The organism is Pseudomonas sp. TH31 (genome assembly GCF_016650815.1).
Classification (GTDB): Bacteria; Pseudomonadota; Gammaproteobacteria; order Pseudomonadales; family Pseudomonadaceae; genus Aquipseudomonas.
Window position 1 is genome coordinate 442,602 of record NZ_JAEKEZ010000033.1, and the last position, 24,829, is coordinate 467,430.

The window sequence follows — 24,829 nt, forward strand, 5'->3', positions numbered from 1 at the left end:
TGAAGGTCTCTTCGCGAGCAGGCTCGCTTCCACATTGGATTGGCGGCGTACACAAATCCCCTGTGGGAGCGAGCCTGCTCGCGATGGCGTCGGCACAATCACCGAAAATCCCCAAGCGTTGACCCGCGCACAATCAACCGCGCCGCAAAATCCACCGTCCGCACCGGCCCGATATCCCCGCGTAAACGCTTGAGCAAACACTCAAACGCACTCGCGCCGATCTCTGCCGTCGGCTGGGCAAGGGCGGTAATCCCGCTGCCTACCAATGGATACCAGTCCAGATCATCGAGAGCGATCAGTCCGACTTCCTCAAACAGATTGCACCCCAGTTCCCGCAACGAATGAGTGCTGGCCAACGCCGCAATCCCGTTGGCACAGAACAGCGCTTTCGGCCCTGGGCCCGGTGTGTCGAGGAAGGTTTTCAAACGGGAGGTCAGGTTGCTGTCGGTTTCGACAACAGCCCCTTGCAGCGCCGAACGCTGCTCGATCTGCGCCTTGAAACTGCTCACCCGCTCAATCCGCGAGCTGGTGCCGTCAAACGGTTCGGTCACCAGCAGCACATCGCGGTAGCCGCGTTGTTCAAGGTGCGCGAGGGCCATGTCGACGGCGGCCGGATTGTCCAGGCCCACCAGGTCGCTTTCGAGTTGTTCGATCTTGCGATCCACCAGCACCAGCGGTATTTCCCGATGCAGTTCGCGCAGTTCATCGCGGTGATGGCCGAGGGTGTTAACGATCAAGCCTTCGATGTTGTAAGAGCGCAGCAACGCCAGGTGTTGACGTTCCTGCTCGTCGTCGCGGTCGGTGTTGCACACCACCAGGCTGTAGCCGTGTTGACGGCACGCGGTTTCCACGCCATGCATCACGGCAATCGAATAAGGGTTACGGATATCGGCCAGCAGCATACCGATCAGGCGGGTTCGCCCACGCTTCAGGCCACGGGCCATCTGGTTCGGGCGGTAGCCCAGCGCGCTGATCGCCTGCTCGATGCGCTGGGCAATGGCATCGGAGAGCAGGGCACGGTCATCGCCGATGAAGCGCGAAACGCTGGCCTTGGAGACCCCGGCGTGCCGGGCAACATCAAGCATGGTGACGCGGCTGCGCTGGGCGGCGGAAAAAGTGTTCACGGTCTGGAACCTTCTTATTGGAATTATTAGGTCCAGCGCTTTGATTTTGCGCTGAAACCGGTTTCAGGAAACACCAAAACCAAATCCCCCGTCAAGTGAATGGTTAGCTATCTCGTCCTGGACACCGACCGGTGGTGCTCAGACCCACATGCTTAACCACGCCGATCCCAGTAACAGCAGGGCCATCAGCCGATTGAAACGCTGCATCGACCGGGGCGAGCGCAACCATCGTGTGGATCCTGCGCCCAGCACCGCCCAGACGCCCAGGCACGGCAGTGAAATCACAAAAAACACCAGCGACAAAAACGCCACATGCACCAAGCGTTGTTCGCCGTTCCCGGCGAACACACTGACGACGGCCAGCGCCATCATCCAGGTCTTGGGGTTGATCAACTGCAAGCTGGCGGCGCCGACCATTCCAAGCCGAGCCTGAGGCGCTTGAGTGCTGATGGCCTCGGCCGGGGCGAAGAAAATCTGCCACGCCAGGTAGCTTAGCCACGCCACACCGGCCCACTGCATCGTGGTTTGCACGCCGGGCAACGACGTCAGCGAAGAACCGGCGCCCGTGCCGACCAGCAACACGATGGTTGCCGCACTGGCACACGCACCGAAGATGATCGGAACCGCCGCTGCCAAACCGTAGCGGGCGCTGTTGCTCAACACCAGAATGTTGGTCGGGCCGGGGGTGATGGAGGCGACAAACGCAAACAACAGGAAGGGCAGGAACGTCGGGAAAGAGGGGAACATGACAGGCAAACTCCGCTGAAGATCATTGAGCTCGATCTTCACAATCCCCGAGTCACCTGTCTGGAAGATTTGAGCAGCGTTTGCGGTACATCGCCGGGGTCAGGCCATAAGCACGCACGAACCAACGGCCCAAATGACTTTGATCAGCAAACCCCAACTCCATGGCGACTGCCGCTGGTTGCGCGCCGCTGGCAAGCATTCGTCGGGCCTTGGACAGGCGCAGTTGCACCAGATAGGCGTGGGGCGCCAAACCGTAGGCAGCCTTGAACGCGCGGGTCAGGCGAAAGCGATCGACGCGGGTGGCGTCGGCCAGTTGATCGAGGCCGATGTCGAGGTGGGCGTTGGCGTGCAGGTATTCCCGAGCCTTTTGCGCCACCAGCGGCAGGCGTGGGTCTTCGTCGTAACGGGTGCGCCAATGCAGATGGCTGGTCAGGCGCTCGAGCAACCCGTCAAGGGCGGTTTGGCGGACGATTTTCAGTTCGCCACCGTGCAGGGTCTGGAACGCCAGACTGGTGGCATGGGCCAATTGCGGATCAGTGGTCAGGGTGTTGGCGAAACTCAACTGGCTGTTGAGTGGCGCATCTTCGAACAGCGCGCCCAGTTCCCGCTCCAGCCATTGCGGGTCGAGGTACAGCATGCGGTAAGTGAAGCCGTCTTCGGTGGGCGCTTCACCGTCGTGGATGTCACCCGGCTCCAGCAGAAACACCTTGCCTGGCGTGCTTTGATACCTGGCCCGCCGGCAGTTGAATTGCTGCACGCCTTGCTCCGTCACGCCCACCAGGTAACTGTCATGCCAGTGCGGGTCGTAGGCGTGGCCTTCGAAATGCGCGCGCAAGGTTTCGATGCCGGTGTCGGCGTCCTGCGCCAGGTCGATCCAGTTGTGCGAAGTCATGCTGCACCTGTGAGACGGATTGCCGACTGATTAAACGCCTGCAACCCGGCGGCGGCCTAGAACGTTTGTGCAGCCACTAGCCGAACAGTCCCGCTGCAATGTTGATCGAAAACCCGAGAATCGCCGTGTTGAACACAAAACCGATCAGCGATTGCGCCAACACAATCTTGCGCATGGTTCGGGTGGCCACGCCGACATCCGCCGTCTGCACCGCGACGCCGATGGTGAACGAGAAGTACAGAAAGTCCCAGTAGTTGGGAGTGGTCAGGCCCTCGGCAAACCGCAGCGCCGGTTCCTTGCCGTCCCAGGTGTAGAACAGGCGGGCATAGTGCACGCTGAAAATCACCCCGATCAGCAACCACGAGCCAATGACTGTCGCCGCGGTAAAGGCGTAATGCAGCAGCTTGCGCGAGGTTTCCAGGTCTTTGCTGCCGGCCAGTTCGAAGGTGATGGTCGCCAGGCTGGCAATCGCCGCAATGCTCACCACGAACAGCACCAGCCCGGCATTTTCGTCTTCGATCTCGGCAAGGCGTTTGACGTCCGGTGCCTTGGCGCGCGTAGCCAGCCAGACCATCAACACCAGGTAAGTCCAGACCCCGACATTCCAGCCAATGAGGATTTTGCTGATGATCGAATCGGCCGGAGCCAGAATGCCGACCGCGATGCCAAGTGTGGCAGCGGCGGACAGGCGAGGGTGGGTGCGGGCGAGTAGGGGCATGAGAACTCACAGAAACAGAATTCTCCCCACCATAGCTCAGGTGACGGGGCTTTTGTAGGCGCTGCCGAAGGCTCGGGCCGCGTTCGGCAGCTCCTAAGGGGAGCGGGTTTACATACCCGATATTGAATGTGCCATTAATCCTTGTGGCGCTTGCGTACGAGTTTCATCACCACCACAAAAACACCGGCACAAACAACACCGCCAATGTCGCGGTAATCATTCCGCCGATTACGCTGGTGCCAATCGCCTGCTGGCTCGCCGAGCTGGCCCCGGTGGCAATTGCCAACGGCACCACGCCAAGGATGAACGCCAGCGACGTCATCACAATCGGTCGCAACCGCAACCGCGCGGCTTGCAGTGTGGCGTCGATCAGGTCGTGGCCTTCGTCGTACAGGCTTTTGGCGAATTCGATGATCAGGATCGCGTTCTTCGCCGACAGGCCGATGATGGTAATCAGCCCGACCTTGAAGAACACATCGTTCGGCATCCCGCGAAAGGTCACCGCCAGTACCGCACCGAGTACACCGAGGGGCACCACCAGCAACACCGACGTCGGAATCGACCAGCTCTCATACAGCGCCGCCAGGCACAGGAACACGATCAGCAGCGACAAACCGAGCAGAATCGGCGCCTGACTGCCGGACAGGCGTTCCTGCAACGACAGGCCGGTCCATTCCTGGCCCAACCCCGCCGGGCCTTGCGCCACCAGCCGTTCGATTTCCGCCATGGCTTCACCGGTGCTGTGGCCGGGTGCCGGTTCGCCGGAAATACTGATGGCCGGGTAACCGTTGTAACGGGTCAATTGCGCCGGCCCCTGGGTCCATTTGGCCTGGACGAAGGCCGACAGCGGCACCATTTTGCCGTCGTTGTTGCGCACGTGAATCTTCAGCAGGTCTGCTACCTGGCTACGTTGATCACCTTCGGCCTGAACCACAACACGCTGCATCCGTCCCTGATTGGGGAAGTCATTGATGTAGGCCGAACCGACCGCAGTGGACAGCACGCTGCCAATATCCGTAAAGGAAACCCCAAGCGCGTTCGCCTGCTTACGGTCGACTTCCAGTTGCACCTGCGGCGCTTCGGCCAGGGCGCTTTCGCGAACGTTGGCCAGGATCGGACTTTTTCGGCCGCTGCCAGTAATTGACTGCGCGCCTGCATCAACGTGGCATGGCCGAGGCCGCCGCGGTCCTGCAGGCGGAACTCGAAACCACTGGAAGTGCCGAGGCCGTTCACGGGGGGCAGCACGGCAAAAACCACGGCGTCCTTGATCTGGCTCAGGGCGATGTTGGCTCGATCGGCAATCGAAGTCGCCGAGTCATTGCTGCTGCGCTGCGACCAGTCCTTCAAGGTGGTAAACGCCAGCGCCGCGTTCTGGCCGCTGCCGGAGAAGCTGAAACCGAGAATCACCGTGCTGTCGCCCACGCCGGGTTCCGTGGCGTTATGCGCTTCGATCTGCTCCACCACCTTCACCGTGCGATTCTTGCTGGCGCCCGGCGGCAGTTGAATATCGGTGAGGGTGTAACCCTGGTCTTCCACCGGCAGGAACGAGGAGGGCAGGCGACTGAAGCAAACGCCCAGACCAATCAGCAGTACGCCGTAGATCAACAGATAACGACCCGTGCGCTTCAACGCATAGGCGACCCAACCTTGATAACGCTCGGTCAGTTGTTCGAAACGGCGGTTGAACCAGCCGAAGAAACCGCCCTTGGCGTGGTGTTCACCCTTGGCAATCGGTTTGAGCAGGGTGGCGCACAGTGCCGGGGTCAAGGTCAGGGCGAGGAACGCCGAGAACAGGATCGAGGTGGCCATCGACAGTGAGAACTGCTGGTAGATCACACCCACCGAACCCGGCATGAACGCCATGGGGATGAACACCGCCACCAGCACCAGGGTGATGCCGATAATGGCGCCGGTGATCTGCTTCATGGCCTTGCGCGTTGCGTCCTTGGGCGACAGGCCCTCGGTGACCATGATCCGCTCGACGTTCTCCACCACCACAATGGCGTCGTCCACCAGAATGCCGATGGCCAGCACCATGCCGAACATGGTCAGCACGTTGATCGAGAAACCCAGCGCGAGCATGGTCGCAAAAGTACCCATCAGCGCCACGGGCACCACCAGGGTCGGAATCAGCGTATAGCGGATGTTTTGCAGGAACAGGAACATCACCGCAAACACCAGCAACATCGCCTCGCCGAGGGTGTAGACCACTTTGGTGATCGAGACCTTGACGAACGGCGAGGTGTCGTACGGGATCTTGTATTCCACGCCTGCCGGGAAATAGCGTGACAGTTCGTCCATTTTCGCCCGCACCAGCGTCGCGGTGCTCAGGGCGTTGGCGCCAGGTGACAGCTGCACGCTGACGGCGGTGGAGGGTTTGCCGTTCAGGCGAGTGGAGAATTGATATTCCTGACTGCCGATCTCGACCCGCGCCACGTCGCCGATGCGCACCGTGGAACCATCGGGGTTGGCCTTGAGCACGATGTCGGCGAACTCTTCAGGTGTCGATAACTGGCCTTTGACCAGGATGGTCGCGGTGATTTCCTGGGTGGTGCGGGTCGGCAGATCGCCAATGCTGCCGGCCGACACCTGGGCGTTTTGCGCAACGACTGCGGCATTCACATCGGCTGGCGTGAGGTTGAACCCGATCAGCTTCTGCGGGTCGATCCAGATCCGCATGGCCCGTTCGGCGCCATACAATTGCGCCTTGCCGACGCCGTCCAGACGCTTGATCTCGTTCATCACGTTACGCGCCAGATAATCGCTGAGCGCCACATCGTTGAGCTTGCCGTCATTGGAGGTCAGGGTGATCAGCAGCAGGAAACCGGCGGAGACTTTCTCCACTTGCAGCCCTTGTTGCGTGACCGCTTGCGGCAGGCGCGATTCGACGATTTTCAGACGGTTTTGCACATCCACCTGAGCCATTTCCGGGTCAGTGCCGGGTTGGAACGTTGCGGTGATGGTGGCGCTGCCCAGGCTGCTCTGGGATTCGAAATACAGCAGGTGATCAGCGCCGTTGAGCTCTTCTTCGATCAGGCTGACCACGCTCTCGTCCACGGTTTGCGCCGAAGCGCCCGGGTACACGGCGTAGATTTCGATTTGCGGCGGCGCGACCACGGGGTACTGCGCCACCGGCAACTGCGGAATGGCCAGGGCACCGGCCAGCAGGATGAACAACGCGAGCACCCAGGCAAACACCGGGCGGTCGATAAAGAACTGCGGCATAAAAAAGCGTCCTGCTTACTGACCAGTCACCTGGGCAAGTGGAAGAGGGGTGTCGTCGATCTGGACTTTCTCGCCGGGCTTGGCGTGTTGCAGGCCTTCGGTGACGATGCGGTCGCCCGGCTTGAGCCCACCGGTGACGATCCAGCGATCGTTCTGTACCGCGCCCAGTTGCACCGGTTGCTGGCCGACACGCTGGTCCGCGTCGAGCAGCAGTACCTGGGCAACCCCGGCGCTGTCACGCTGGATGGCCCGTTGCGGCACGCTGATGCCTTGCTGGTTCACGGCTTGTTCCAGACGCACGCGAACGAAGCTGCCGGGTAGCAGGTCGAGGTCCGGGTTAGGGAACTCGCTGCGCAGGATGATCTGTCCGGTGCCCGGATCGACCGTGATGTCAGCAAACAGCAGTTTGCCCGGCAGCGGGTAGAGGCTGCCGTCATCCTGAATCAGCGTGGCCTTGACCTGGTCCTGGCCGACCTGCTGCAACTGACCGGAACGGAAGGCCCGACGCAGGTCGTTGAGTTCCCGGGTCGACTGGGTCAGGTCGGCGTGAATCGGGTTCAGTTGCTGGATCAACGCCAGCGGGGTGGTTTCGTTCTGCCCGACCAGCGCGCCTTCGGTGACCAGTGCCCGCCCGACGCGACCGGAAATCGGCGCGGTGACGGTGGCATAACCCAGGTTCAGTTTCGCCCGTGCCACGGCAGCCTTGTTGGCGGCCACGTCAGCGGCGGTTTGTCGGGCACTGGCCCGGGCGTTGTCATAGTCCTGGCCACTGATGGCATTGCCTTCGATCAGCTGTGAATAGCGCTGCTCTTGCAGTTTGGCCTGGAACGCATTGGCCTCGGCCTTGCGCAATGATGCTTCGGCGCTGTCGAGGTCAGCCTTGAAGGGCGCTGGGTCGATGCGGAACAGTACGTCGCCCTGTTTCACGTCGCTGCCTTCACGGAAGGTGCGTTGCAGCACAACGCCGGCCACCCGGGCGCGGACTTCTGCAATCCGCGGCGCGGCAATCCGCCCGCTCAGTTCACTGGTGATCGCCAGTGGCCGCGCTTCGATGGTCTCGATGCGCACGCTGGCCAGTGGCGCCGCTTCTTCAGCGGTCGAGGACTTGTCACAAGCGCTCAGTGTCAACGCCAGTGCAATCAGGCTGAGCGTGGCAAGCAGATTCTTTGACATGTGAATACCCCAATAATGACCCCCAGCATCCTACGGGGAGGCGACGAGAGTAGCGGTGAAGCTTTGTAGTCGCTGTGTGAAATTGTGTAAGGGTTTTACTCGCGGGTGCGTGAGGGCGTATATCCTTGGCCGCTTGATTACTTTTGCGACTGTCAGGCCGCCTTCGCGGGCAAGCCTCGCTCCTACAGGAGAATGCGATACCTCTGTAGGAGCGAGCCTTGCCCGCGAAGAGGCCGGACCCGTCGCCAGCGCACTTTCTGGAAACACCCAATGCCCAACATCCTCCTGGTCGAAGACGACACCGCGCTCTCCGAACTGATCGCCAGCTACCTGGAACGCAACGGCTATTCCGTGAGCGTGATCAGCCGTGGCGATCATGTGCGCGAACGTGCCCGGGTCAATCCGCCGGACCTGGTGATCCTCGACCTGATGCTGCCCGGGCTTGATGGCCTGCAAGTCTGTCGGTTACTGAGAGCCGACTCGGCGACCTTGCCGATCCTGATGCTCACTGCCCGGGACGACAGCCACGATCAAGTGCTGGGCCTGGAAATGGGCGCCGACGATTACGTCACCAAACCCTGTGAACCGCGCGTGTTGCTGGCCCGGTGCGCACCTTGCTGCGGCGCAGCAGTCTCGGCGAACCGCAAACCGCCAACGATCGCATCCTGATGGGCAACCTGTGCATCGACCTGTCCGAGCGCACCGTGACCTGGCGTGAACAGTTGGTGGAACTGTCCAGTGGTGAGTACAACCTGTTGGTCGTGCTGGCCCGGCATGCCGGTGAAGTGCTGAGCCGCGACCAGATCCTGCAACGCCTGCGCGGCATCGAGTTCAACGGCACGGATCGCTCGGTGGACGTGGCGATTTCCAAGCTGCGGCGCAAGTTCGACGATCACGCCGGCGAGGCCCGCAAGATCAAGACTGTTTGGGGCAAGGGTTACCTGTTCAGTCGCTCCGAGTGGGAATGCTGAGTCGATGTTCAGAATCCTGTTCCGTCTGTATCTGGTAACGATCGTCTCGTACAGCGCGGCGATTTACCTGGTGCCGGATGTCGTGATCAAGCTGTTCCATGAGCGCTTTGTCACCTACAACCTCGACTATTCCCGGGGCTTGCAGACTTTGATCGTCAAGCAGTTCCATGCTGTGCCGGTCGAACAATGGCCTGCCTTGGCCGCCGAAATGGACAAGGAATTCCAGCCGTTGGACATCGTGCTGGCCCGCAATGACGATGTGGATTTCTCCCTTGATGAGCAGGAGCGTTTGCAGCGCGGCGAGAACATCGTGCGCATTGGTGACTGGGGTTGGCGGACCCTGGCGGTTGCTCCGTTGAACGAGCAGACGGTGGTGCAAATGGTGGTGCCGCCGGACCCGATGGACGTCAATTTGTTGTACTGGAGCATCAACGTGCTGATCGGCGCGACGATGCTCGCCTGCTTGCTGCTGTGGCTGCGCCCGCACTGGCGTGACCTCGAACGTCTGAAAGGCACCGCCGAACGCTTCGGTAAAGGGCACTTGAGCGAGCGCACGCAGATCTCGCACACATCCAACATCGGCAGCCTGGCCAACGTTTTCGATACCATGGCCGGTGACATCGAAAACCTGCTCAACCAGCAGCGGGACTTGCTCAACGCGGTATCCCACGAACTGCGAACGCCGCTGACGCGGCTGGATTTCGGCCTGGCGCTGGCGCTGTCCGATGACCTGCCGGCACCGAGCCGCGAACGCCTGCAAGGGTTGGTCGCACACATTCGTGAACTGGATGAATTGGTACTGGAGCTGCTGTCCTATAGTCGCTTGCAGAACCCGGCGCGCTTGCCGGAACAGGTTGAAGTATCGCTGGATGAGTTTATCGACAGCATTTTGGGCAGTGTCGATGAAGAGCTGGAATCACCGGACATCGTCATCGACGTGCTGCTGCATGGTCAACTCGAGCGCTTCACCCTCGACCCACGCCTGACCGCGCGCGCCCTGCAAAACCTGCTGCGCAATGCGATGCGCTACTGCGAAAAGCGTATTCAGATTGGCGTACAGGTCTGTGCCAAGGGCTGCGAGATCTGGGTCGATGATGACGGGATCGGCATCCCGGAAGATGAGCGGGAGCGAGTTTTCGAACCGTTTTATCGCTTGGATCGCAGCCGGGATCGTGCAACCGGCGGCTTCGGTCTCGGACTGGCCATCAGTCGCCGGGCCCTTGAAGCGCAGGGCGGGACGTTGACGGTTGAAGCTTCGCCGCTGGGCGGGGCTCGGTTCAAATTGTGCTTGCCAACCCCTGCTTAACGCTGCCTGTAGCAGCTGGCGAAGCCTGCGTTCGGCTGCGAAGCAGTCGCAAAACCGATACACACGGTCATCCTGAAATACCGCATTGCCTGATTTCGCGACTGCTTCGCAGCCGAACGCAGGCTTCGCCAGCTGCTACAGGTCGTACGGTGTCAGTCGAGAATCTCGCTGGACTGAATCAACCCGACCCCGGCCACCTGCATCCGCTCAATCGCCGCGGCCAGCGACCCCTCCATATCAATCGCCCGACAGGCATCCAACACCACAAACGCATTGAACCCCGCGGCTCGCGCATCCAGCGCGGAAAACATCACGCAGAAATCCAGCGCCAAGCCGACCAGGTAAACGGTGTCGATGCCGCGTTCGGTCAAATACCCGGCCAACCCGGTAGGGGTCTTGCGGTCTGCTTCCAGAAATGCCGAGTAGCTGTCGATATCCGGATTGCAGCCCTTGCGGATAATCAGTTGTGCATGCGGCAAATCCAGATCCGCGTGTAACTCGGCCCCAGGCGTATCCCGAACGCAATGAACCGGCCACAACGTCTGTTCACCGTAGGGCAACTGAATCACATCGTAGGGTTTGCGGCCAGGGTGGCTGGGTGCAAACGAGGCATGCCCCGCCGGGTGCCAGTCCTGGGCAATGATGACCTGCCTGAACTGGCCACCCAGTTGATTGATCAATGGCACGATCAAGTCGCCTTCGGGCACCGCCAGTTGGCCGCCGGGGATGAAGTCGTTCTGTACGTCGATCACCAGCAGGGCCGTGCGTGAAGCTTGAAGAGATGGATGTGGCATGGGGTGATTCCTCCTTGGAAGTCAGTCGAAAGCATAGTGACGATTGGCGTTATGCGCTAAGCCGGCTTCTCAAGACTTTGGCCATGTCTTCAAGATCCGCCATCGAGTTGTGCCCGATCAGCATCCACGAATGTTCCAGGTCCGCCCAGTAGACGATGTTCATGTTGTGTCGACGTTCTTGGGCAAAATGCCGGCTGCCGCTGTTGGAGCGGGTGACGCACAGCGCCATCGGGCCGTGGACCGGGTCCAGATAGGTGATCTGCGCGATGGGCACGCCGTCGTATTCGAGAATTTGCGCACGCTTGAGGTCCAGGCGCGGCAGGGCCAGTTGCGCTGGCGCCAGGTTCAGGCCCAGACGGGCGTCGATGGTGCGCAGTTGGGCACGTTGGGTTGCCTCGTCGGTGGGCAAGTGTTCCAGGGTTTGCGGCACGTAAAGCGCCATATAGTCAGCCACCAGCCCGCGCCAGTTGGTTTTTTGCTGACTCAACTGCCAGCCGAGGAACAACCGGTCCGCCAGCACTGTGCTCACTACAAGGCCGGCCGCAGCGGCCAGAAACCAGCGCCGATTCAGTGCCGGCCGGGCAGGGCTGGGCAAGGTGTCAAGCATGGCGTGCAAGCGGTCCATCGGTGCTTGCCGTCCCAGTTCATCGTAGGCGTCTTTGAACGGCAGGTTGCTGCGGGCCAGCCATTGCAGGCGCAGGTTGAGCGCCGGATCATCGTTAATGGCGGCGTCGATGCGGGTGCGCTGTTCAGTGTCGAGCTGGTCGTCGAGGTAGGCCACCAACTGTTCATCCGAAAGGATCGTCGGGCGTAGGGGGCGGTCATCGACGTTCTCCAGAGGTAAAGCTCGGTACAGCCTGCAGGGGTGGGTACTCCGCGAGTTTCAGGCGGGCGGTGGCCAGTCGGCTCATGACGGTGCCGATCGGCACTTGCAGCACCTCGGCCACTTCGCGGTAGGACAGGCCTTCGACATAGGCCAGGTACACCGTCTCGCGTTGGGTTTCGGGCAAGGCATCGACGCGCCGGATAACCTGCGCGGCCAGCACATGGGTTTGCGCCGCGTGTTCGCCGTCGAACGACAGCGCCTCGTCGGCATTCACCAAGCCTTGGCCCAGGCGCACACGGCGGGCGCGCACTTCATTGAGCCAGATCGAGTGCAAGATACTCAGCAGCCAGCGGTCCATGCGTGTGCCGGGCACAAACTGCCCGGCCCGTTCGAGCGCCCGCACGCAGGTGGCTTGCACCAGGTCTTCGGCCACATGCCGTTGTCGGGACAGCAGCAAGCCGTAACGCCATAAACGCGCCAGATGCTGGCCCAACTCTGCTCGTATTGCCTGATCGCTGGCGATGGCGACCTCCGTCCGTTCGGTGTGTCAGGTTTTCGATGAATCGTTGATGGCTTCGGCCAGGTCCTGGTATTCCTCGCAGGTGCTGCCACAGATCGATTTGATGTGCTGCAACTGCTCCTGGGCCAGATCGATACGACCTTTGATCACATAAGCCTCACCGAGGTATTCGCGTACTTGCGCATACTGCGGGTCGAGTTTGACCGATTGCAGGTAATAGCCGATGCCTTCGTCGGTGCGGCCCAGTTTACGCGTGGCGTAGCCGCGATAGTTCAGTGCCTTGGCGGTGTTGGGGTTCTTTAGCGTATCGAGCAGGGCCAGGGCTTCTTCGTAACGACCGTCCTTGGCCAGGCGATAGGCATAGTCCACCCGGTCGTTATCAGGTACCAGGCTGCTGGTTTGCAGCACACACTTGTTCGACTTGCTGTCGAACACCTGGCCTTTGGGGCAATTGGGTTTGGCCGGTGCGTCGTCGTCACCGTGGGCGAACGCCTGCGTGCTGGACAGCGCCGCGACCAACAGCAGCGGGGTGGCGAAAACAGCGAAGCGGATATTCATGGGCGACACTCCATTCAAAAAACAGAATTCAAGGGTAGGCATCCATAGAACACCCGGCCTCGGTGTTTTATTCGTTTCAGATCGAATCGCGCTCCGGCAGCATCCGGCGCAATGTGTCGTCGCGCAGGCCGTAATGGTGAACCAGCGCCATCACCGCATGCAGCCCGGCCAGAATCACAATGGCCCAGGCGACCTGTTCATGCAGGCCTCCGAATACCGACTTCATGCTTTTATCGAACGTCATCAGGGTCGGGACATCAAACAGACCAAAGAAGTTGAACGGTTCGGCCTGAGCCCAACGAAACAGGAAACCCAGCACGATCTGACTCAACAGCAGCAGATACAACGCCAGATGCGCGGTTTTCGCCGCAATGCCAATCAGACCTTGATTGACCGCAGGCAAGCGCCGGCCTCGGGACAGGCGCCAGAGCAACCGACCGATGACAATCACTGCCAGCAGGATGCCGCAGGAAATGTGCACCGACTGCAAACCCTTGCGCAGGGGCGTGCCTTTGGCCAATTGATCCCAGATTTGCGAACTGGCGAACAGGAAAATCACCAGCGCGGCGGTCAGCCAGTGCAGCCATATGGTCAGGCGGTCGTAACGTGTCGGCGAATCGAGCTTCAGGCTATTCATCGGTAATCCTCATGGGCGATGGCAGGTGAACACCGCTGTGTGAACAATTATTCATTTCTTTGTGACGGCCTTTGCAGGGAAAGCATTAAGCCAGACGCTATGCTCGACAGCATTGATGTGTATCGGGAGAACTGTCATGAGAGAACACATTCACCATGCCGCCGCCGATGGCTACAAAACCGGCGCCGACACTTACGTGCGTGGCCGCCCGGATTATCCGCCGCAAGTGGCCGATTGGCTAACGGGCACCTTGGGTCTGGATGACGACAAAACCGTGATCGACCTCGGCGCCGGCACCGGCAAGTTCACCGGGCGGCTAGTGGCTACGGGGGCGCAGGTGATCGCCGTGGAACCGGTGCCGCAGATGCTCGAAAAGTTATCTGCCGCCTATCCAGGAGTGCTGGCCGTCAGTGGCACGGCCACCGACTTGCCGGTGCCGGATGCCTCGGTGGACGTGGTGGTCTGCGCCCAGGCCTTCCACTGGTTTGCCAGCCCGGCAGCGCTGACCGAAATTGCCCGGGTGCTCAAGCCGGGCGGCAAGTTGGGCCTGGTGTGGAACCTGCGCGATACCCGGGTGAGCTGGGTGCCAAAACTGGATGCGATCGTCAATGCGCTGGAAGGTGATACCCCGCGTTATTACACCGGTGCCTGGCGGCTGGCTTTTCCGCACGAGGCGTTTGGGCCGTTGCAGGCTCAACATTTCGGTCATGGGCATACGGGTTCGCCCGAGGATGTGATTTTTAATCGGGTGAGATCGACCAGTTTTATCGCCGCACTGCCGCAAGCGCGGCGGGATAAGGTGGACGCACAAATGAAGGCGTTGATTGACAGCGAGCCGGAACTACGCGGCAAGGACGTCATCACCGTGCCTTATGTGACGGCGGCGTTTGTCGCGGTGAAGGGCAGTTGAATCGGCAGTGTGGCCAATCGCGAGCAGGCTCGCTCCCACATTGGATTTTGTGAACGCCACAAATCCCTGCAGGAGCAAAGCTTGCTCGCGAAGGCGTCACTCCAGACACCACAACGCTCCAGCCAGTCCCGCATTTGGCCGAACCACTGCCTTACTCCCACCAGCGATGCCTTGTTATAGTTCGGGCCTCATTTATGTCCGGTAAAGGATCACTGCCATGTCTCAGTACACTGCGTTCACCGTCGAACTCGCCGACAAAATCGCCCATGTGCAGATCAACCGCCCGGACAAGATCAACTCGATGAACGCCGCGTTCTGGAGCGAGATCATCGAGATCTTCCAGTGGATCGACGACACCGACGACGTGCGGGTCGTGGTGCTCAGCGGGGCCGGCAAACACTTTTCCTCCGGCATCGACCTGATGATGCTGGCCGGCGTGGCCAATGAAATGGGCAAGGACGTCGGCCGCAACGCACGCCTGCTGCGCCGCAAGATCCTTTCCCTGCAAGCTTCGTTCAATGCCGTCGACAATTGCCGCAAACCGGTACTCGCTGCCATTCAGGGTTACTGCCTGGGCGGCGCGATCGACCTGATCGCCGCGTGCGACATGCGTTACGCCGCTGAAGACGCGCAATTCTCGATCAAGGAAATCGACATCGGCATGGCCGCCGACGTGGGCACCTTGCAACGCTTGCCGCGGATCATCGGTGACGGCATGCTGCGTGAACTGGCTTACACTGGTCGCCAATTTGGTGCCGAGGAAGCGCGCGGCATGGGCCTGGTCAATCGCGTCTACAGCGATGCTTCCAGCCTGCTTGACGGCGTGATGGGCATTGCCCGCGAGATCGCCGGCAAGTCGCCGATTGCGATTACTGGCACCAAGGAGATGATCAGCTACATGCGCGACCATCGCATCGACGACGGCCTCGAATACGTCGCCACCTGGAACGCCGCCATGCTGCAATCCACCGATTTACGCGTGGCCATGGCCGCCCATATGAGCAAACAGAAACCCGAATTTCTGGACTGATTAAAAATGACTTCACGCTGGACCACCGCAGTACTGGACACCGATCAACCTGGCGGGTGGGCCGTTGCACGCAGCCCCGAAGGCTTTCTGTTCGATGACAATGGCGCGCTGTTCCCACGGGAATGGCTCAAGCGCCAGGACTTGTCGATCCTTGCCGAACACGGCATCGGCCACCTCGATGGCGAACCGGTCTACCTGATCGAGCTGCGCAGCCACAGCGAAGTGCCGGGCTGCAACTGGAAAGGCCTGCGGGCGTTCATGCTGGAAGGCGATCACACGGTGTACCGGATTCTCGGTTACGCCGCGCAGATCGGCACCTGGTACCGCGAACACCGTTTTTGCGGTAACTGCGGGCAGGCGACCACGCAGGTTCCCCGTGAGCGGGCGATGTATTGCGAACCCTGTGATATCCGTTACTACCCACGGATTTCGCCGAGCATGATTGTGCTGGTCACCCGTGGCGATGAAGTATTGCTGGCCCGTTCGCCGCGCTTCGTCACCGGGGTCTACAGCACGCTGGCAGGGTTTGCCGAGCCGGGCGAGTCGGCCGAGGAATGCCTGATTCGCGAGGTCCGCGAAGAAGTACAGATCGAGGTCAGGAATATCCAGTACATGGGCAGCCAGTGCTGGCCGTTCCCGCACTCGATGATGCTGGGCTTCCACGCCGAGTACGCCGGTGGCGAGATCGTCTGTCAGGAGGACGAGATTGAAGACGCCCAGTGGTTCAACATTCACGCGATGCCGCCGTTGCCGGCGTCGCGCTCGATTGCCCGTTACCTGATCGATGTCTACCTGGCGCGGCGCTTAGGCCACGCTGAACCAGTGCTGCCAGGCTAACCGCACGGTCAAGCCCAGCACCACGGTGATGAACACCGGGCGAATGAACTTCGCTCCGCCACTGATGGCGGAGCGTGCGCCGAAGAACGCTCCGACCATCACCGACAGGCCCATGCTCAGGCCGATCACCCAGTCCACTTGCCCGGAAAACACAAACACCGACAGCGCCGCAATGTTGCTGACGAAGTTCATGCTGCGGGCCACACCGCTGGCCTTCACCAGGTCAATGGGGTACATCAGCATGCTGCTGACGGTCCAGAACGCACCCGTGCCGGGGCCGGCCACGCCGTCATAGAAACCGAGGCCGAAGCCTTGGGTCGATTGCCACTTTTTCCTGATCGGCGCGTCGCTGTCCAGTGGCGCTTTCGGCGTGCCACCAAACAACAGGTAGATGCCACAGGCGAAGACAATCACCGGCAGCATCTTGTTCAGCCATTCCGCCGGCAGATAGTGGGCGACCACCGCACCGGTCAGCGCGCCGACCAGGGTACCGATAATGGCGTGCACCCACTGTTTGGGGTGGAACAGCTTGCGGCGGTAGAAGGTGAAACTGGCGGTGGCCGAGCCGAAGGTCGAACTCAGTTTGTTGGTGCCCAGCACCAGGTGCGGCGGCAGGCCGGCGGTCAGCAGGGCAGGTGTGGTCAACAGACCGCCACCGCCGGCAATGGCGTCGATGAAACCGGCAATGAAAGCGACGAAGGCCAGAATGGCCAGGGTGGAGAGGTCAACGCTGAGTTCAAAAGGCATGGAATCGGCTTATTCGGCGGGGTGCAGAAAGTGGGCTGCGGGGAAGGCCGACATCTTACCCATATCCATCTTCTGCGGCGACCCGCCTGGCCTCTTCGCCTACGGGGACGGCGTACAGCCGTTAGATTTTGCGTCCAGGCCCATTGCCGATCTGCCACACAAACGGTGGCTCGGTCCCGTTAATTGCCCAATCCCCAATAATTCGCGCCTTGTAGATCACCGGATTGTGCGACGACACCGTCCGCGCATTGCGCCAATGCCGATCCAGGGATTTACCCTGACGAATATCCGACGCCCCGAGCGCATTGAACAGCTCGCTGGTAGCACGTTGAATCAGTTCCGTCACCACCACTTGAGCCTTGGCCGATTCGATTTCCGCCGCGACATTCGCCGCCCGCTCCAGCACCTCATCACCAGCGAAACGTGACTCGTAAGCGCGCTGTGCCGGTTGTGCGGCTTTTAGCGCGCTGGCTTCGGCGGCATACACCAACGCCGAGATTTCCCCGACCACCTGCTGCACCTGCGAATCCTGGCTGACATGCTGGGCGTTGCCTTGGCTGTAGATGCGTTTGCGCTCGCGCACCTGATGCGCCACATCGCGCAACGCCGCGCGGCCGATCCCGGCGAGGGTCGCCAGCAGCACCAATTGATAGAACGCCGTCTGGTATTTAAAGCGGGTGGCGAAGTCGATGATGTTTTCGGCGTCCACTTCGGCATTGGTAAACCGCGACGTACCACTGCCGGTGGTGCGTTGGCCGAAACCGTCCCAGTCATCGCTCTGCACAATGCCGGGCTGGCGGGTGCGCACCGCGGCAATCACGTCGCCGCCGGTATCGCTGCGCTGGGCGTAGACGTCGATCCAGTCGGAGAAAATGCTGCCGGTGCTGTAGAATTTCTCGCCGTTGAGCCGCCATTGATCGCCGTGGGGCGAGACTTTGGTGATCACATCGCCGATGGCCACGCTGCCGATTTCGGTCCAGGCGCAACCGACGATGTCACCGGCCACGAAGCGTTTGAACCAGATGTCCCGAGCCGGGCCGGGCGCAGCGTTGAGGCGGTCCTCGGCAAACGCGAAATGCCCGCGAAAGGCTTGGGGTACGTTGGAGTCGGCTTCGGCCAGTTCGATCAGCAGTTCGAACAGTTGCGGCACCGAAGCACCGCCGCCGCCATATTCCACCGGGACCCGGATGGCGCCGAAACCGGCTTCCTTGAGCCATTGGATTGGTTCGTAAGGCAGGCTGCGGGTTTGTTCGCGTTCAACGGCACCGGCCGCGATGCGTTCGAAGATCGGCCGAAAGCGCGCGGCCAGCGTCTCATAGTCGGTGCCGGTGGACAGCGGATTGATTACTGGGTGCTCGGTCATGGGACAGTTCCTGGATAGGCAGTAAGCCAGGGCGATTGCACGGTCCATGCCGAAACCCTGAGGCCCGTTATTGCGGGTTGGTGTGGATTTACTTCGTTTACAACTGTTGCCTTGCCAACAGCGCAGCAACAAATTGCCTTAAGAACACTCGGACTAATGTGGGAGCGGGCTTGCTCGCGAAAGCGGTGTGTCAGCCAACAACGATGTTGAATGTTCAACCGCTTTCGCGAGCAAGCCCGCTCCCACAGGGTTCTCGCTCGGCTCAGGACAGAGGTGTCGCAAGCCGCGATTCAGCACTGGCACGGTTGCTGCTCTGGTCCAAGGACTTCCCAAAAGTCCCGAGGACAAGCCTATGAGTCAGCAAGCCGTAAAATTTGCCTATTGGGTGCCGAACGTCAGCGGCGGGCTGGTGGTCAGCAAGATCGAGCAGCGCACCCACTGGGGCATTGATTACAACCGCAAACTGGCGCAACTGGCCGAAGAGGCCGGGTTTGAATACGCCTTGACCCAGATTCGTTTCACCGCCGGTTACGGCGCCGAGTTCCAGCATGAATCGGTTGCTTTCAGCCACGCGCTGCTGGCGGCCACGACCAAACTCAAGGTGATCGCCGCGATCCTGCCCGGTCCGTGGCAACCAGCGCTGGCGGCCAAGCAACTGGCGACCATCGATCAACTGACCAATGGCCGAGTGGCGGTAAACATCGTCAGCGGCTGGTTCAAGGGTGAATTCCAGGCCATTGGCGAACACTGGCTGGAACACGACGAACGCTATCGCCGTTCCGAAGAGTTCATCCGCTCGCTCAAGGGCATCTGGAGCCAGGACCATTTCACCTTTCGCGGCGACTTCTACCGTTTCGACAATTACAGCCTCAAGCCCAAACCACTGGGTCAACCGGAAATCTTCCAGGGCGGCAGTTCCCGTGCCGCCCGGGACATGGCGGCGCGAGTATCGGATTGGTACTTCACCAACGGCAACACCCCGGAAGGCATCAAGGCCCAGGTCGACGACATTCGGAGCAAGGCTGCGGTGAACAATCATTCGGTGAAAGTCGGGGTGAACGCTTTTGTCATTGCCCGTGACACCGAAGAGGAAGCGCGTGCGGTGTTGGCGCAGATCATCGACCAGGCCGACCCGGAAGCGGTGAATGCCTTTGGCGACGCAGCGAAGCAGGCGGGCAGGGCGTCACCGGAAGGCGAGGGCAACTGGGCCAAGTCGACGTTCGAGGACCTGGTGCAGTACAACGACGGCTTCAAGACCAACCTGATCGGCACGCCGCAGCAGATTGCCGAGCGCATCGTGGCATTGAAAGCGGTGGGCGTGGATCTGGTGTTGGCGGGGTTCCTGCACTTCCAGGAAGAAGTGGAGTACTTCGGCAAACGCGTGTTGCCGTTGGTGCGCGAACTTGAGGCCAAGGCCGGCGTAACGCCGCAAGTCGAAGTCGCCTGAACACCACAAATCCCCTGTAGGAGCAGCCTCGTTTCACTCGGCAGCTCCTACAGGGGACGTCATTCCAGGCCGGGGTTTTTACAGGCCGAGATCGGACAGGCCCGGATGATCGTCAGGACGACGCCCCAGCGGCCAGTGGAACTTGCGGTCGCTTTCCTTGATCGGCAGGTCGTTGATGCAGGCGTAACGGTTGAACATCAGGCCTTGCTCATCGAACTCCCAGTTTTCGTTGCCATAAGAGCGGAACCAGTTACCCGAGTCATCGTGCCATTCATAGGCGTAGCGCACGGCGATGCGGTTACCGGTAAAGGCCCAGAGTTCCTTGATCAGTCGGTAATCCAGCTCCTTGGCCCATTTGCGGGTCAGGAAATCCTTGGCTTCTTCGCGGTTGTTGGCGAACTCGGCGCGGTTACGCCATTGGGTGTCCAGGGTGTACGCCAGGGACACGCGCTGCGGCTCCCGGGAGTTCCAGCCGTCTTCGGCCAGGCGAACTTTTTCGATGGCCGATTCACGGGTGAAGGGCGGTAATGGCGGACGGACTTCGGCATTAGATGACATTTAAATGTCTCCTTCTCAAAGTAAAGTTCAAGCACGTTGTCGGGCTTGATTAGGCGGTTACAGGTCCAATAACTTTCGCGCCATGCATTGCGCATTATCGGCGGCACTGTGATCACCCATCACAAGCGCCACGGTAATGGCACCATCGATCAGGATCAGCAGCTGTTTGGCCAATGCCTGCGGGTCGGTAGCGCCATGTTCGGTGCAGAGCTCGCACACGTAGTCGAGCAGTTTCTGTTTATGCTCTTTGGCGACCAGCCGAACCGGGTCTTGCGGGTCGCCGGTTTCGCCGCTGGTGTTAATGAAGGCGCAGCCGCGGAAGCCTTCCGAGTCGAACCAGGCCTTGAGCACGGAAAACAGGTTAAGCAGGCGGCCGGCCGGGGTCGCGGCTTTATCGACTTCAGTCCTGAACCAGAGCATCCAGCGTACATCACGGCGTTGCAGGGCAGCGACGGTGAGCGCCTCCTTGTTGGCGAAGTAGCGGTAGATACTCTTTCTGGAGACGCCCGCGGTTTTCACCAGAAGATCCATGCCGGTGGCGGCGATGCCACTTTTGTAGATCAACTTTTCGGTGACGTCCAGAATGATGTCGCGTGTGTCGCAGCAGGTTATTTCGTTCATGTGGCGAACAGTAGAACGATCGTTCTCCTTGGTCAATATGTTTTTAAAGATCAAAAGATCGCAGCCTTCGGCAGCTCCTACACCGATCTCTGTAGGAGCTGCCGAAGGCTGCGATCTTTTGACCGTAACAAGACCCAAACCCATCCATGGTGTAAGCTCTCGGGTTCTTCGGATTCGACCTTTTTGCGAGCCTTATGCCGTCGCTTTTCAAACGCTCTCTGCTGCCCAAACTGCGCAGTTTTCCGCTGACCGCCGATGCCGTGACCATTCTGTCCGGCGCCGCCGAGTACCGTCGTTGTCTGCTGGAGAAAATCGCCCAGGCGACCCAGCGCATCTATATCGTCGCGCTGTACCTGCAACAGGACGAAGCCGGCCAGGAAATCCTCGATGCCTTGCACGCCGCCAAACTGGCGCGTCCGGAACTGGACGTGGTGGTCGTCGTCGACTGGCTGCGCGCCCAACGTGGCTTGATCGGCGCCGGCAAGCAGCCGGGTAACTCGGCCTGGTATCAGGAAATGACCGGCACTCACGCAAGTGAGGTTCCGGTGTACGGCGTGCCGGTGCAAACCCGCGAGCTGTTCGGCGTACTGCACTTGAAGGGTTTCGTGATCGACGATTGCGTGATCTACAGCGGCGCGAGCCTGAACAACGTTTACCTGCACAAATTCGACAAGTACCGCTACGACCGTTATCACCTGCTACAGAACAGCGCGCTGGCCGATTCGATGCAGCACCTGATCCAGCACGGTCTGATTGCCTCCAAAGCGGTGCATCGCCTCGACCTGCCGAACCTGCCGACCACCCGCAGCCTGCGCAACGACATCGGCGACCTGCGCAGCCGTCTAAAGCACGCGACCTACGACACCACCCAAGGCAGCACCGCCAAAGGTGAGCTGTCGGTCACCCCGTTGCTTGGCGTCGGCAAGAACAATCCGCTGAGCCGGGTGATCTGCGAGTTGATCGCCAGCGCCCAGCATCAGTTGACCATCTGCACGCCGTATTTCAACCTCCCGCTGGCGGTGACCCGGGAAGTCAACCGGGCCCTGGCCCGTGGGGTGAAGATCGACATCATCGTCGGCGACAAGACCGCCAACGACTTCTACATCCCGCCAAGCGAGCCGTTCAAGGTGATCGCCGCACTGCCGTATCTCTACGAGATCAGCTTGCGCCGCTTTGCCAAGCGCCATCAGCACAACATCGACAGCGGCCAGTTGAACCTGCATTTGTGGCGTGATGGCGACAACACCTATCACCTCAAGGGCATGTGGGTCGATCAGCGCTACACCTTGCTGACCGGCAACAACCTCAATCCGCGGGCGTTCCGTCTCGACCTGGAAAACGCCTTGCTGATTGATGACCCGAAAAGCGAACTGATGGAGCCGCGCCGCAAAGAACTGGCGCAGATCTTCGAAAACACCCGACGCATCGAGCGTTACCAGGACCTGGAAACCCTGCCGGAATACCCGGGGCGGTGGCCAAGTTTCTCAAACGGGTGAGTCGAGTGCGGATCGAGCGATTGCTCTACCGGATGTTGTAAGCCCAAAAAGCAAAAGATCGCAGCCTTCGGCAGCTCCTACAGGGGTGTACACCCTCCCAATGTAGGAGCTGCCGAAGGCTGCGATCTTTTCGCAAACAACGCCGATATTCAGTTCAGACCCAGCTTGCCACGCAGCGTCGACAGATCTTCAGCCAAGGTGTTAACCGGGCCAACCAGCGCCTTACGGTCAGCTTCTTTCACTTTGTCATACGTCTCGAAACCGCCGTCCTTGGTTTTGTATTTCGCCAGGATCTTGTTCACAGCCGCAAAGTTCTTGTCGACTTTGGCAACGAACGCTTTGTCTTGCTTCTCGATCTGCGGACGGAACAGGTCGACGATTTTCTTCGCACCGTCAATGTTGCCCTGGAAGTCATACAGGTCGGTGTGACTGTAACGGTCTTCTTCACCGGAGATCTTGGTGGCAGCGACTTCTTCCAGCAGTGCAGCTGCACCGCCAACGACTTTCTCAGGCGGGAAGGTCAGGCCGGCAACGCGAGTTTGCAGGTCTTTGACGTCATTGTTCAGCTTGTCAGCCAGCGCGCCCAGGTCCTTGGTGCTCTTTTCCGAGAACAGGGTGTATTCGATACGGTGGAAACCGGTGAAGTCTTCGGCTTTCACGCCTTTTTCGTGGTCGTCGACACGCGAATCGATGGACGCATCCAGGTCACTGAACAGCTCGGCAATCGGCTCGATCGACTCGTAGTAAACGCGGGTCGGTGCGTAAAGCTTTTGTGCGGTGGCCAGGTCGCCTTTTTTCACTGCATCAGTGAACTGTTGGGTGTGGCTGCCCAGTTGGTCCAGTTGTTCGGTGACGTAGATCTTGTAGTCCGAGACCGGTCCCACCAGATCCAGCGGCGCCGTCGCCGCGAAAGCCGAAAACGGGGTGTTGAGCAAGCCAAGGGTCAGCAGTAAAGCGAGTGGCGACTTTTTCATGGGACGGTTCCGTGGGGGTTGTTGTGGTCTTTTGTGGTTTGTTATTTGCGTCAAGCAGTGGTTTTTGGGTGCGTAGCATTCAGCAGCGAGCGACCGATAAAGTCCTTGTCGCCCGTCACACCCGGCAAAGTGAAGAAGTACCCGCCGCCCACCGGCTTCAGGTATTCCTCCAGCGGTTCGCCGTTGAGTCGGGTTTGTACGGTGATGAAGCCTTTTTGCAGGTCGGCCTGATAGCAGATGAACAGCAGGCCCATTTCGAGCTGGCCGTTCTTGTTCACGCCGTTGGAGTAGTTGAACGGCCGGCGCAGGATCAGGTTGGCCTGGGTTTCGGCGGTGCGCGGGTTGGCCAGGCGAATGTGCGCGTCGAGCTTGGTCAGCTTGCCTTCAGGGTCCCTGGCGTAGTCCGGGACTTCGGTTTCATGTTGGCCGCCCATGGGCGCGCCGGTACTCTTGACCCGGCCGAGAATGCTTTGCTGTTCCTGCAGCGGTGTGCGATCCCAGCGTTCGACGAAGTTGCGGATGATCCGCACCGCTTGGTAGCTGCCGTTCGCGGCCCAGGCCGGTTCATCGCTGCCAGGCTGGACCCAGACAATGGCGTCCATGGCTTTGCCGTCGTTGGAGTCGGGGTTGGCCGAGCCATCGCGAAAACCGAGGAAGTTACGCGCGCTCTGCGCCGGTACACCTGGTTTCGCCGGGGCTTGCGGCGGTACGCTGCCTTCCTGTTTCCAACGCACCAGCAGCAGGTCTGGCAGGTTTTTCACGATGTCGCGCAGGGCGTGGATGTTGGTGTCGGTGGTGTTGGAGCAGAACTGCAAGCTCAAGTCACCGTGGCAGCAATCGGCTTCCAGGGCATCGTTGGGGAAACCGACCATGCGGATCAGTCGCTTGGGTTTGGCGCTGGCCAGGCCAAAGCGCTCGTCGAACAACGACTCGCCGACCGACACGGTAATCGTCAGGTTGTCCGGTGTGACCACCGGGCCAAGAATCCCTGAATCCACCGGCGGCAGCTTCGGATCAACCTGCGTGACTTCGCCGCCCTTCATCAGGAACGCGATGCGTTCGTTGAGGGTGCGGAACAACCGCTCCAAGTCTTCACGATCGCTGGCCAACACATCGAACGACACCAGCATGCCCGACGCGGGGCGCGGGGTGGTGATGCCGGTCTGGTGCTTGCCATGGAAATCGTGGCGGTCTTCGGTCTTGTCGCTGCTCGGTGCTTCGGTCACTTGCGCAGGGCTGGCGGCGGCCATCGCCGGGCAGCTCAATGCACTGCCGGCCAATGCGACACCGGCGGCGCCCATGCCCATTAATACGCGGCGACGCTGGGCGGAAAACTGTTCTGAATCGGTCATATA

At 60.4% G+C, this 24,829-nt stretch carries 21 protein-coding genes and 3 pseudogenes; 7 read left to right on the forward strand and 17 right to left on the reverse strand.

Going from position 1 to position 24,829, the window contains the following annotated elements; translation table 11 throughout:
* Window positions 1-98 precede the first annotated feature (98 nt).
* The 6 genes and pseudogenes from JFV26_RS27740 to JFV26_RS27765 form a co-directional block, all read right to left on the reverse strand.
* Window positions 99-1,124: a LacI family DNA-binding transcriptional regulator gene (locus JFV26_RS27740; protein WP_342215487.1), complete on the reverse strand. Its 1,026-nt coding sequence runs from the start codon at window positions 1,122-1,124 to the stop codon at window positions 99-101.
* A gap of 138 nt (window positions 1,125-1,262) precedes the next feature.
* Entirely contained in the window at window positions 1,263-1,871 is a 609-nt protein-coding gene (locus JFV26_RS27745) for a LysE family translocator (RefSeq protein ID WP_201196796.1), read from the reverse strand.
* Between the two features lie 52 nt (window positions 1,872-1,923).
* A complete protein-coding gene (locus JFV26_RS27750) occupies window positions 1,924-2,763 on the reverse strand; it encodes an AraC family transcriptional regulator (protein WP_201196797.1) in 840 nt (279 codons plus the stop codon).
* Between the two features lie 76 nt (window positions 2,764-2,839).
* Complete coding sequence (locus JFV26_RS27755; RefSeq protein ID WP_201196798.1) at window positions 2,840-3,481, reverse strand: DUF1345 domain-containing protein; 642 nt, start codon at window positions 3,479-3,481, stop codon at window positions 2,840-2,842.
* A gap of 134 nt (window positions 3,482-3,615) precedes the next feature.
* Window positions 3,616-6,706, reverse strand: a pseudogene (locus JFV26_RS27760) (multidrug efflux RND transporter permease subunit).
* A 15-nt stretch (window positions 6,707-6,721) separates the two neighbouring features.
* Window positions 6,722-7,879 (reverse strand): efflux RND transporter periplasmic adaptor subunit, encoded by a 1,158-nt coding sequence (locus tag JFV26_RS27765; protein ID WP_201196799.1) that lies wholly within the window; start codon window positions 7,877-7,879, stop codon window positions 6,722-6,724.
* A gap of 270 nt (window positions 7,880-8,149) precedes the next feature.
* On the opposite strand from JFV26_RS27765, the pseudogene JFV26_RS27770 reads away from it, so the two are divergent.
* Window positions 8,150-8,850 (forward strand): annotated as a pseudogene (locus JFV26_RS27770) (response regulator).
* Between the two features lie 4 nt (window positions 8,851-8,854).
* On the forward strand, window positions 8,855-10,156 hold the full coding sequence (locus JFV26_RS27775; protein ID WP_201196800.1) for an ATP-binding protein: 1,302 nt from the start codon (window positions 8,855-8,857) through the stop codon (window positions 10,154-10,156).
* A 152-nt stretch (window positions 10,157-10,308) separates the two neighbouring features.
* Here JFV26_RS27775 and pncA read toward each other — a convergent pair whose 3' ends face one another.
* From pncA to JFV26_RS27800, 5 genes are all read right to left on the reverse strand, one after another.
* Window positions 10,309-10,950: a bifunctional nicotinamidase/pyrazinamidase gene (pncA, locus tag JFV26_RS27780; RefSeq protein WP_201196801.1), complete on the reverse strand. Its 642-nt coding sequence runs from the start codon at window positions 10,948-10,950 to the stop codon at window positions 10,309-10,311.
* A gap of 49 nt (window positions 10,951-10,999) precedes the next feature.
* Window positions 11,000-11,731 carry an anti-sigma factor family protein gene (locus JFV26_RS27785; RefSeq protein ID WP_342215488.1) on the reverse strand — a complete coding sequence of 244 codons (732 nt, stop codon included), beginning with the start codon at window positions 11,729-11,731 and terminating at the stop codon, window positions 11,000-11,002.
* 40 nt (window positions 11,732-11,771) lie between these two features.
* The gene (locus JFV26_RS27790) at window positions 11,772-12,269 is read right to left on the reverse strand and encodes an RNA polymerase sigma factor (RefSeq protein WP_201196802.1); all 498 of its coding nucleotides are present in this window, start codon (window positions 12,267-12,269) and stop codon (window positions 11,772-11,774) included.
* Between the two features lie 54 nt (window positions 12,270-12,323).
* The gene (locus JFV26_RS27795; RefSeq protein ID WP_201196803.1) at window positions 12,324-12,854 is read right to left on the reverse strand and encodes a tetratricopeptide repeat protein; all 531 of its coding nucleotides are present in this window, start codon (window positions 12,852-12,854) and stop codon (window positions 12,324-12,326) included.
* 76 nt (window positions 12,855-12,930) lie between these two features.
* Window positions 12,931-13,491: a cytochrome b gene (locus JFV26_RS27800; protein ID WP_201196805.1), complete on the reverse strand. Its 561-nt coding sequence runs from the start codon at window positions 13,489-13,491 to the stop codon at window positions 12,931-12,933.
* A gap of 136 nt (window positions 13,492-13,627) precedes the next feature.
* On the opposite strand from JFV26_RS27800, the gene JFV26_RS27805 reads away from it, so the two are divergent.
* From JFV26_RS27805 to nudC, 3 genes are all read left to right on the forward strand, one after another.
* The gene (locus tag JFV26_RS27805) at window positions 13,628-14,401 is read left to right on the forward strand and encodes a class I SAM-dependent methyltransferase (RefSeq protein ID WP_201196807.1); all 774 of its coding nucleotides are present in this window, start codon (window positions 13,628-13,630) and stop codon (window positions 14,399-14,401) included.
* A gap of 217 nt (window positions 14,402-14,618) precedes the next feature.
* On the forward strand, window positions 14,619-15,431 hold the full coding sequence (locus JFV26_RS27810) for a crotonase/enoyl-CoA hydratase family protein (protein WP_201196809.1): 813 nt from the start codon (window positions 14,619-14,621) through the stop codon (window positions 15,429-15,431).
* A 6-nt stretch (window positions 15,432-15,437) separates the two neighbouring features.
* Complete coding sequence (nudC, locus tag JFV26_RS27815) at window positions 15,438-16,268, forward strand: NAD(+) diphosphatase (RefSeq protein ID WP_201196811.1); 831 nt, start codon at window positions 15,438-15,440, stop codon at window positions 16,266-16,268.
* Here nudC and JFV26_RS27820 read toward each other — a convergent pair.
* Both JFV26_RS27820 and JFV26_RS27825 read right to left on the reverse strand, forming a co-directional pair.
* Window positions 16,236-17,015: a TSUP family transporter gene (locus tag JFV26_RS27820; protein ID WP_201196812.1), complete on the reverse strand. Its 780-nt coding sequence runs from the start codon at window positions 17,013-17,015 to the stop codon at window positions 16,236-16,238. The two genes, nudC and JFV26_RS27820, sit on opposite strands and share 33 nt — an antisense overlap.
* A 121-nt stretch (window positions 17,016-17,136) precedes the next feature.
* Entirely contained in the window at window positions 17,137-18,378 is a 1,242-nt protein-coding gene (locus JFV26_RS27825) for an acyl-CoA dehydrogenase family protein (RefSeq protein WP_201196814.1), read from the reverse strand.
* A 352-nt stretch (window positions 18,379-18,730) separates the two neighbouring features.
* Between JFV26_RS27825 and sfnG the strand changes: the two genes are divergently transcribed.
* Window positions 18,731-19,825: a dimethylsulfone monooxygenase SfnG gene (sfnG, locus tag JFV26_RS27830; protein WP_201196815.1), complete on the forward strand. Its 1,095-nt coding sequence runs from the start codon at window positions 18,731-18,733 to the stop codon at window positions 19,823-19,825.
* A gap of 78 nt (window positions 19,826-19,903) precedes the next feature.
* On the opposite strand, the gene JFV26_RS27835 is transcribed toward sfnG, so the two are convergent.
* Together JFV26_RS27835 and JFV26_RS27840 are read right to left on the reverse strand one after the other, a co-directional pair.
* Window positions 19,904-20,383: a nuclear transport factor 2 family protein gene (locus tag JFV26_RS27835; protein WP_201196816.1), complete on the reverse strand. Its 480-nt coding sequence runs from the start codon at window positions 20,381-20,383 to the stop codon at window positions 19,904-19,906.
* A gap of 57 nt (window positions 20,384-20,440) precedes the next feature.
* Window positions 20,441-21,004 (reverse strand): TetR/AcrR family transcriptional regulator, encoded by a 564-nt coding sequence (locus tag JFV26_RS27840; protein WP_201196817.1) that lies wholly within the window; start codon window positions 21,002-21,004, stop codon window positions 20,441-20,443.
* A 194-nt stretch (window positions 21,005-21,198) separates the two neighbouring features.
* Here JFV26_RS27840 and pssA point away from each other — a divergent pair.
* Window positions 21,199-22,541: pseudogene (gene pssA, locus JFV26_RS27845) on the forward strand (CDP-diacylglycerol--serine O-phosphatidyltransferase).
* Window positions 22,542-22,649: 108 nt separating this feature from the next.
* On the opposite strand, the gene efeO reads toward pssA, so the two are convergent.
* Together efeO and efeB are read right to left on the reverse strand one after the other, a co-directional pair.
* Entirely contained in the window at window positions 22,650-23,474 is an 825-nt protein-coding gene (gene efeO / locus JFV26_RS27850; protein ID WP_201196819.1) for an iron uptake system protein EfeO, read from the reverse strand.
* A 50-nt stretch (window positions 23,475-23,524) separates the two neighbouring features.
* A complete protein-coding gene (gene efeB, locus JFV26_RS27855; RefSeq protein WP_201196821.1) occupies window positions 23,525-24,826 on the reverse strand; it encodes an iron uptake transporter deferrochelatase/peroxidase subunit in 1,302 nt (433 codons plus the stop codon).
* Window positions 24,827-24,829: the final 3 nt, after the last annotated feature.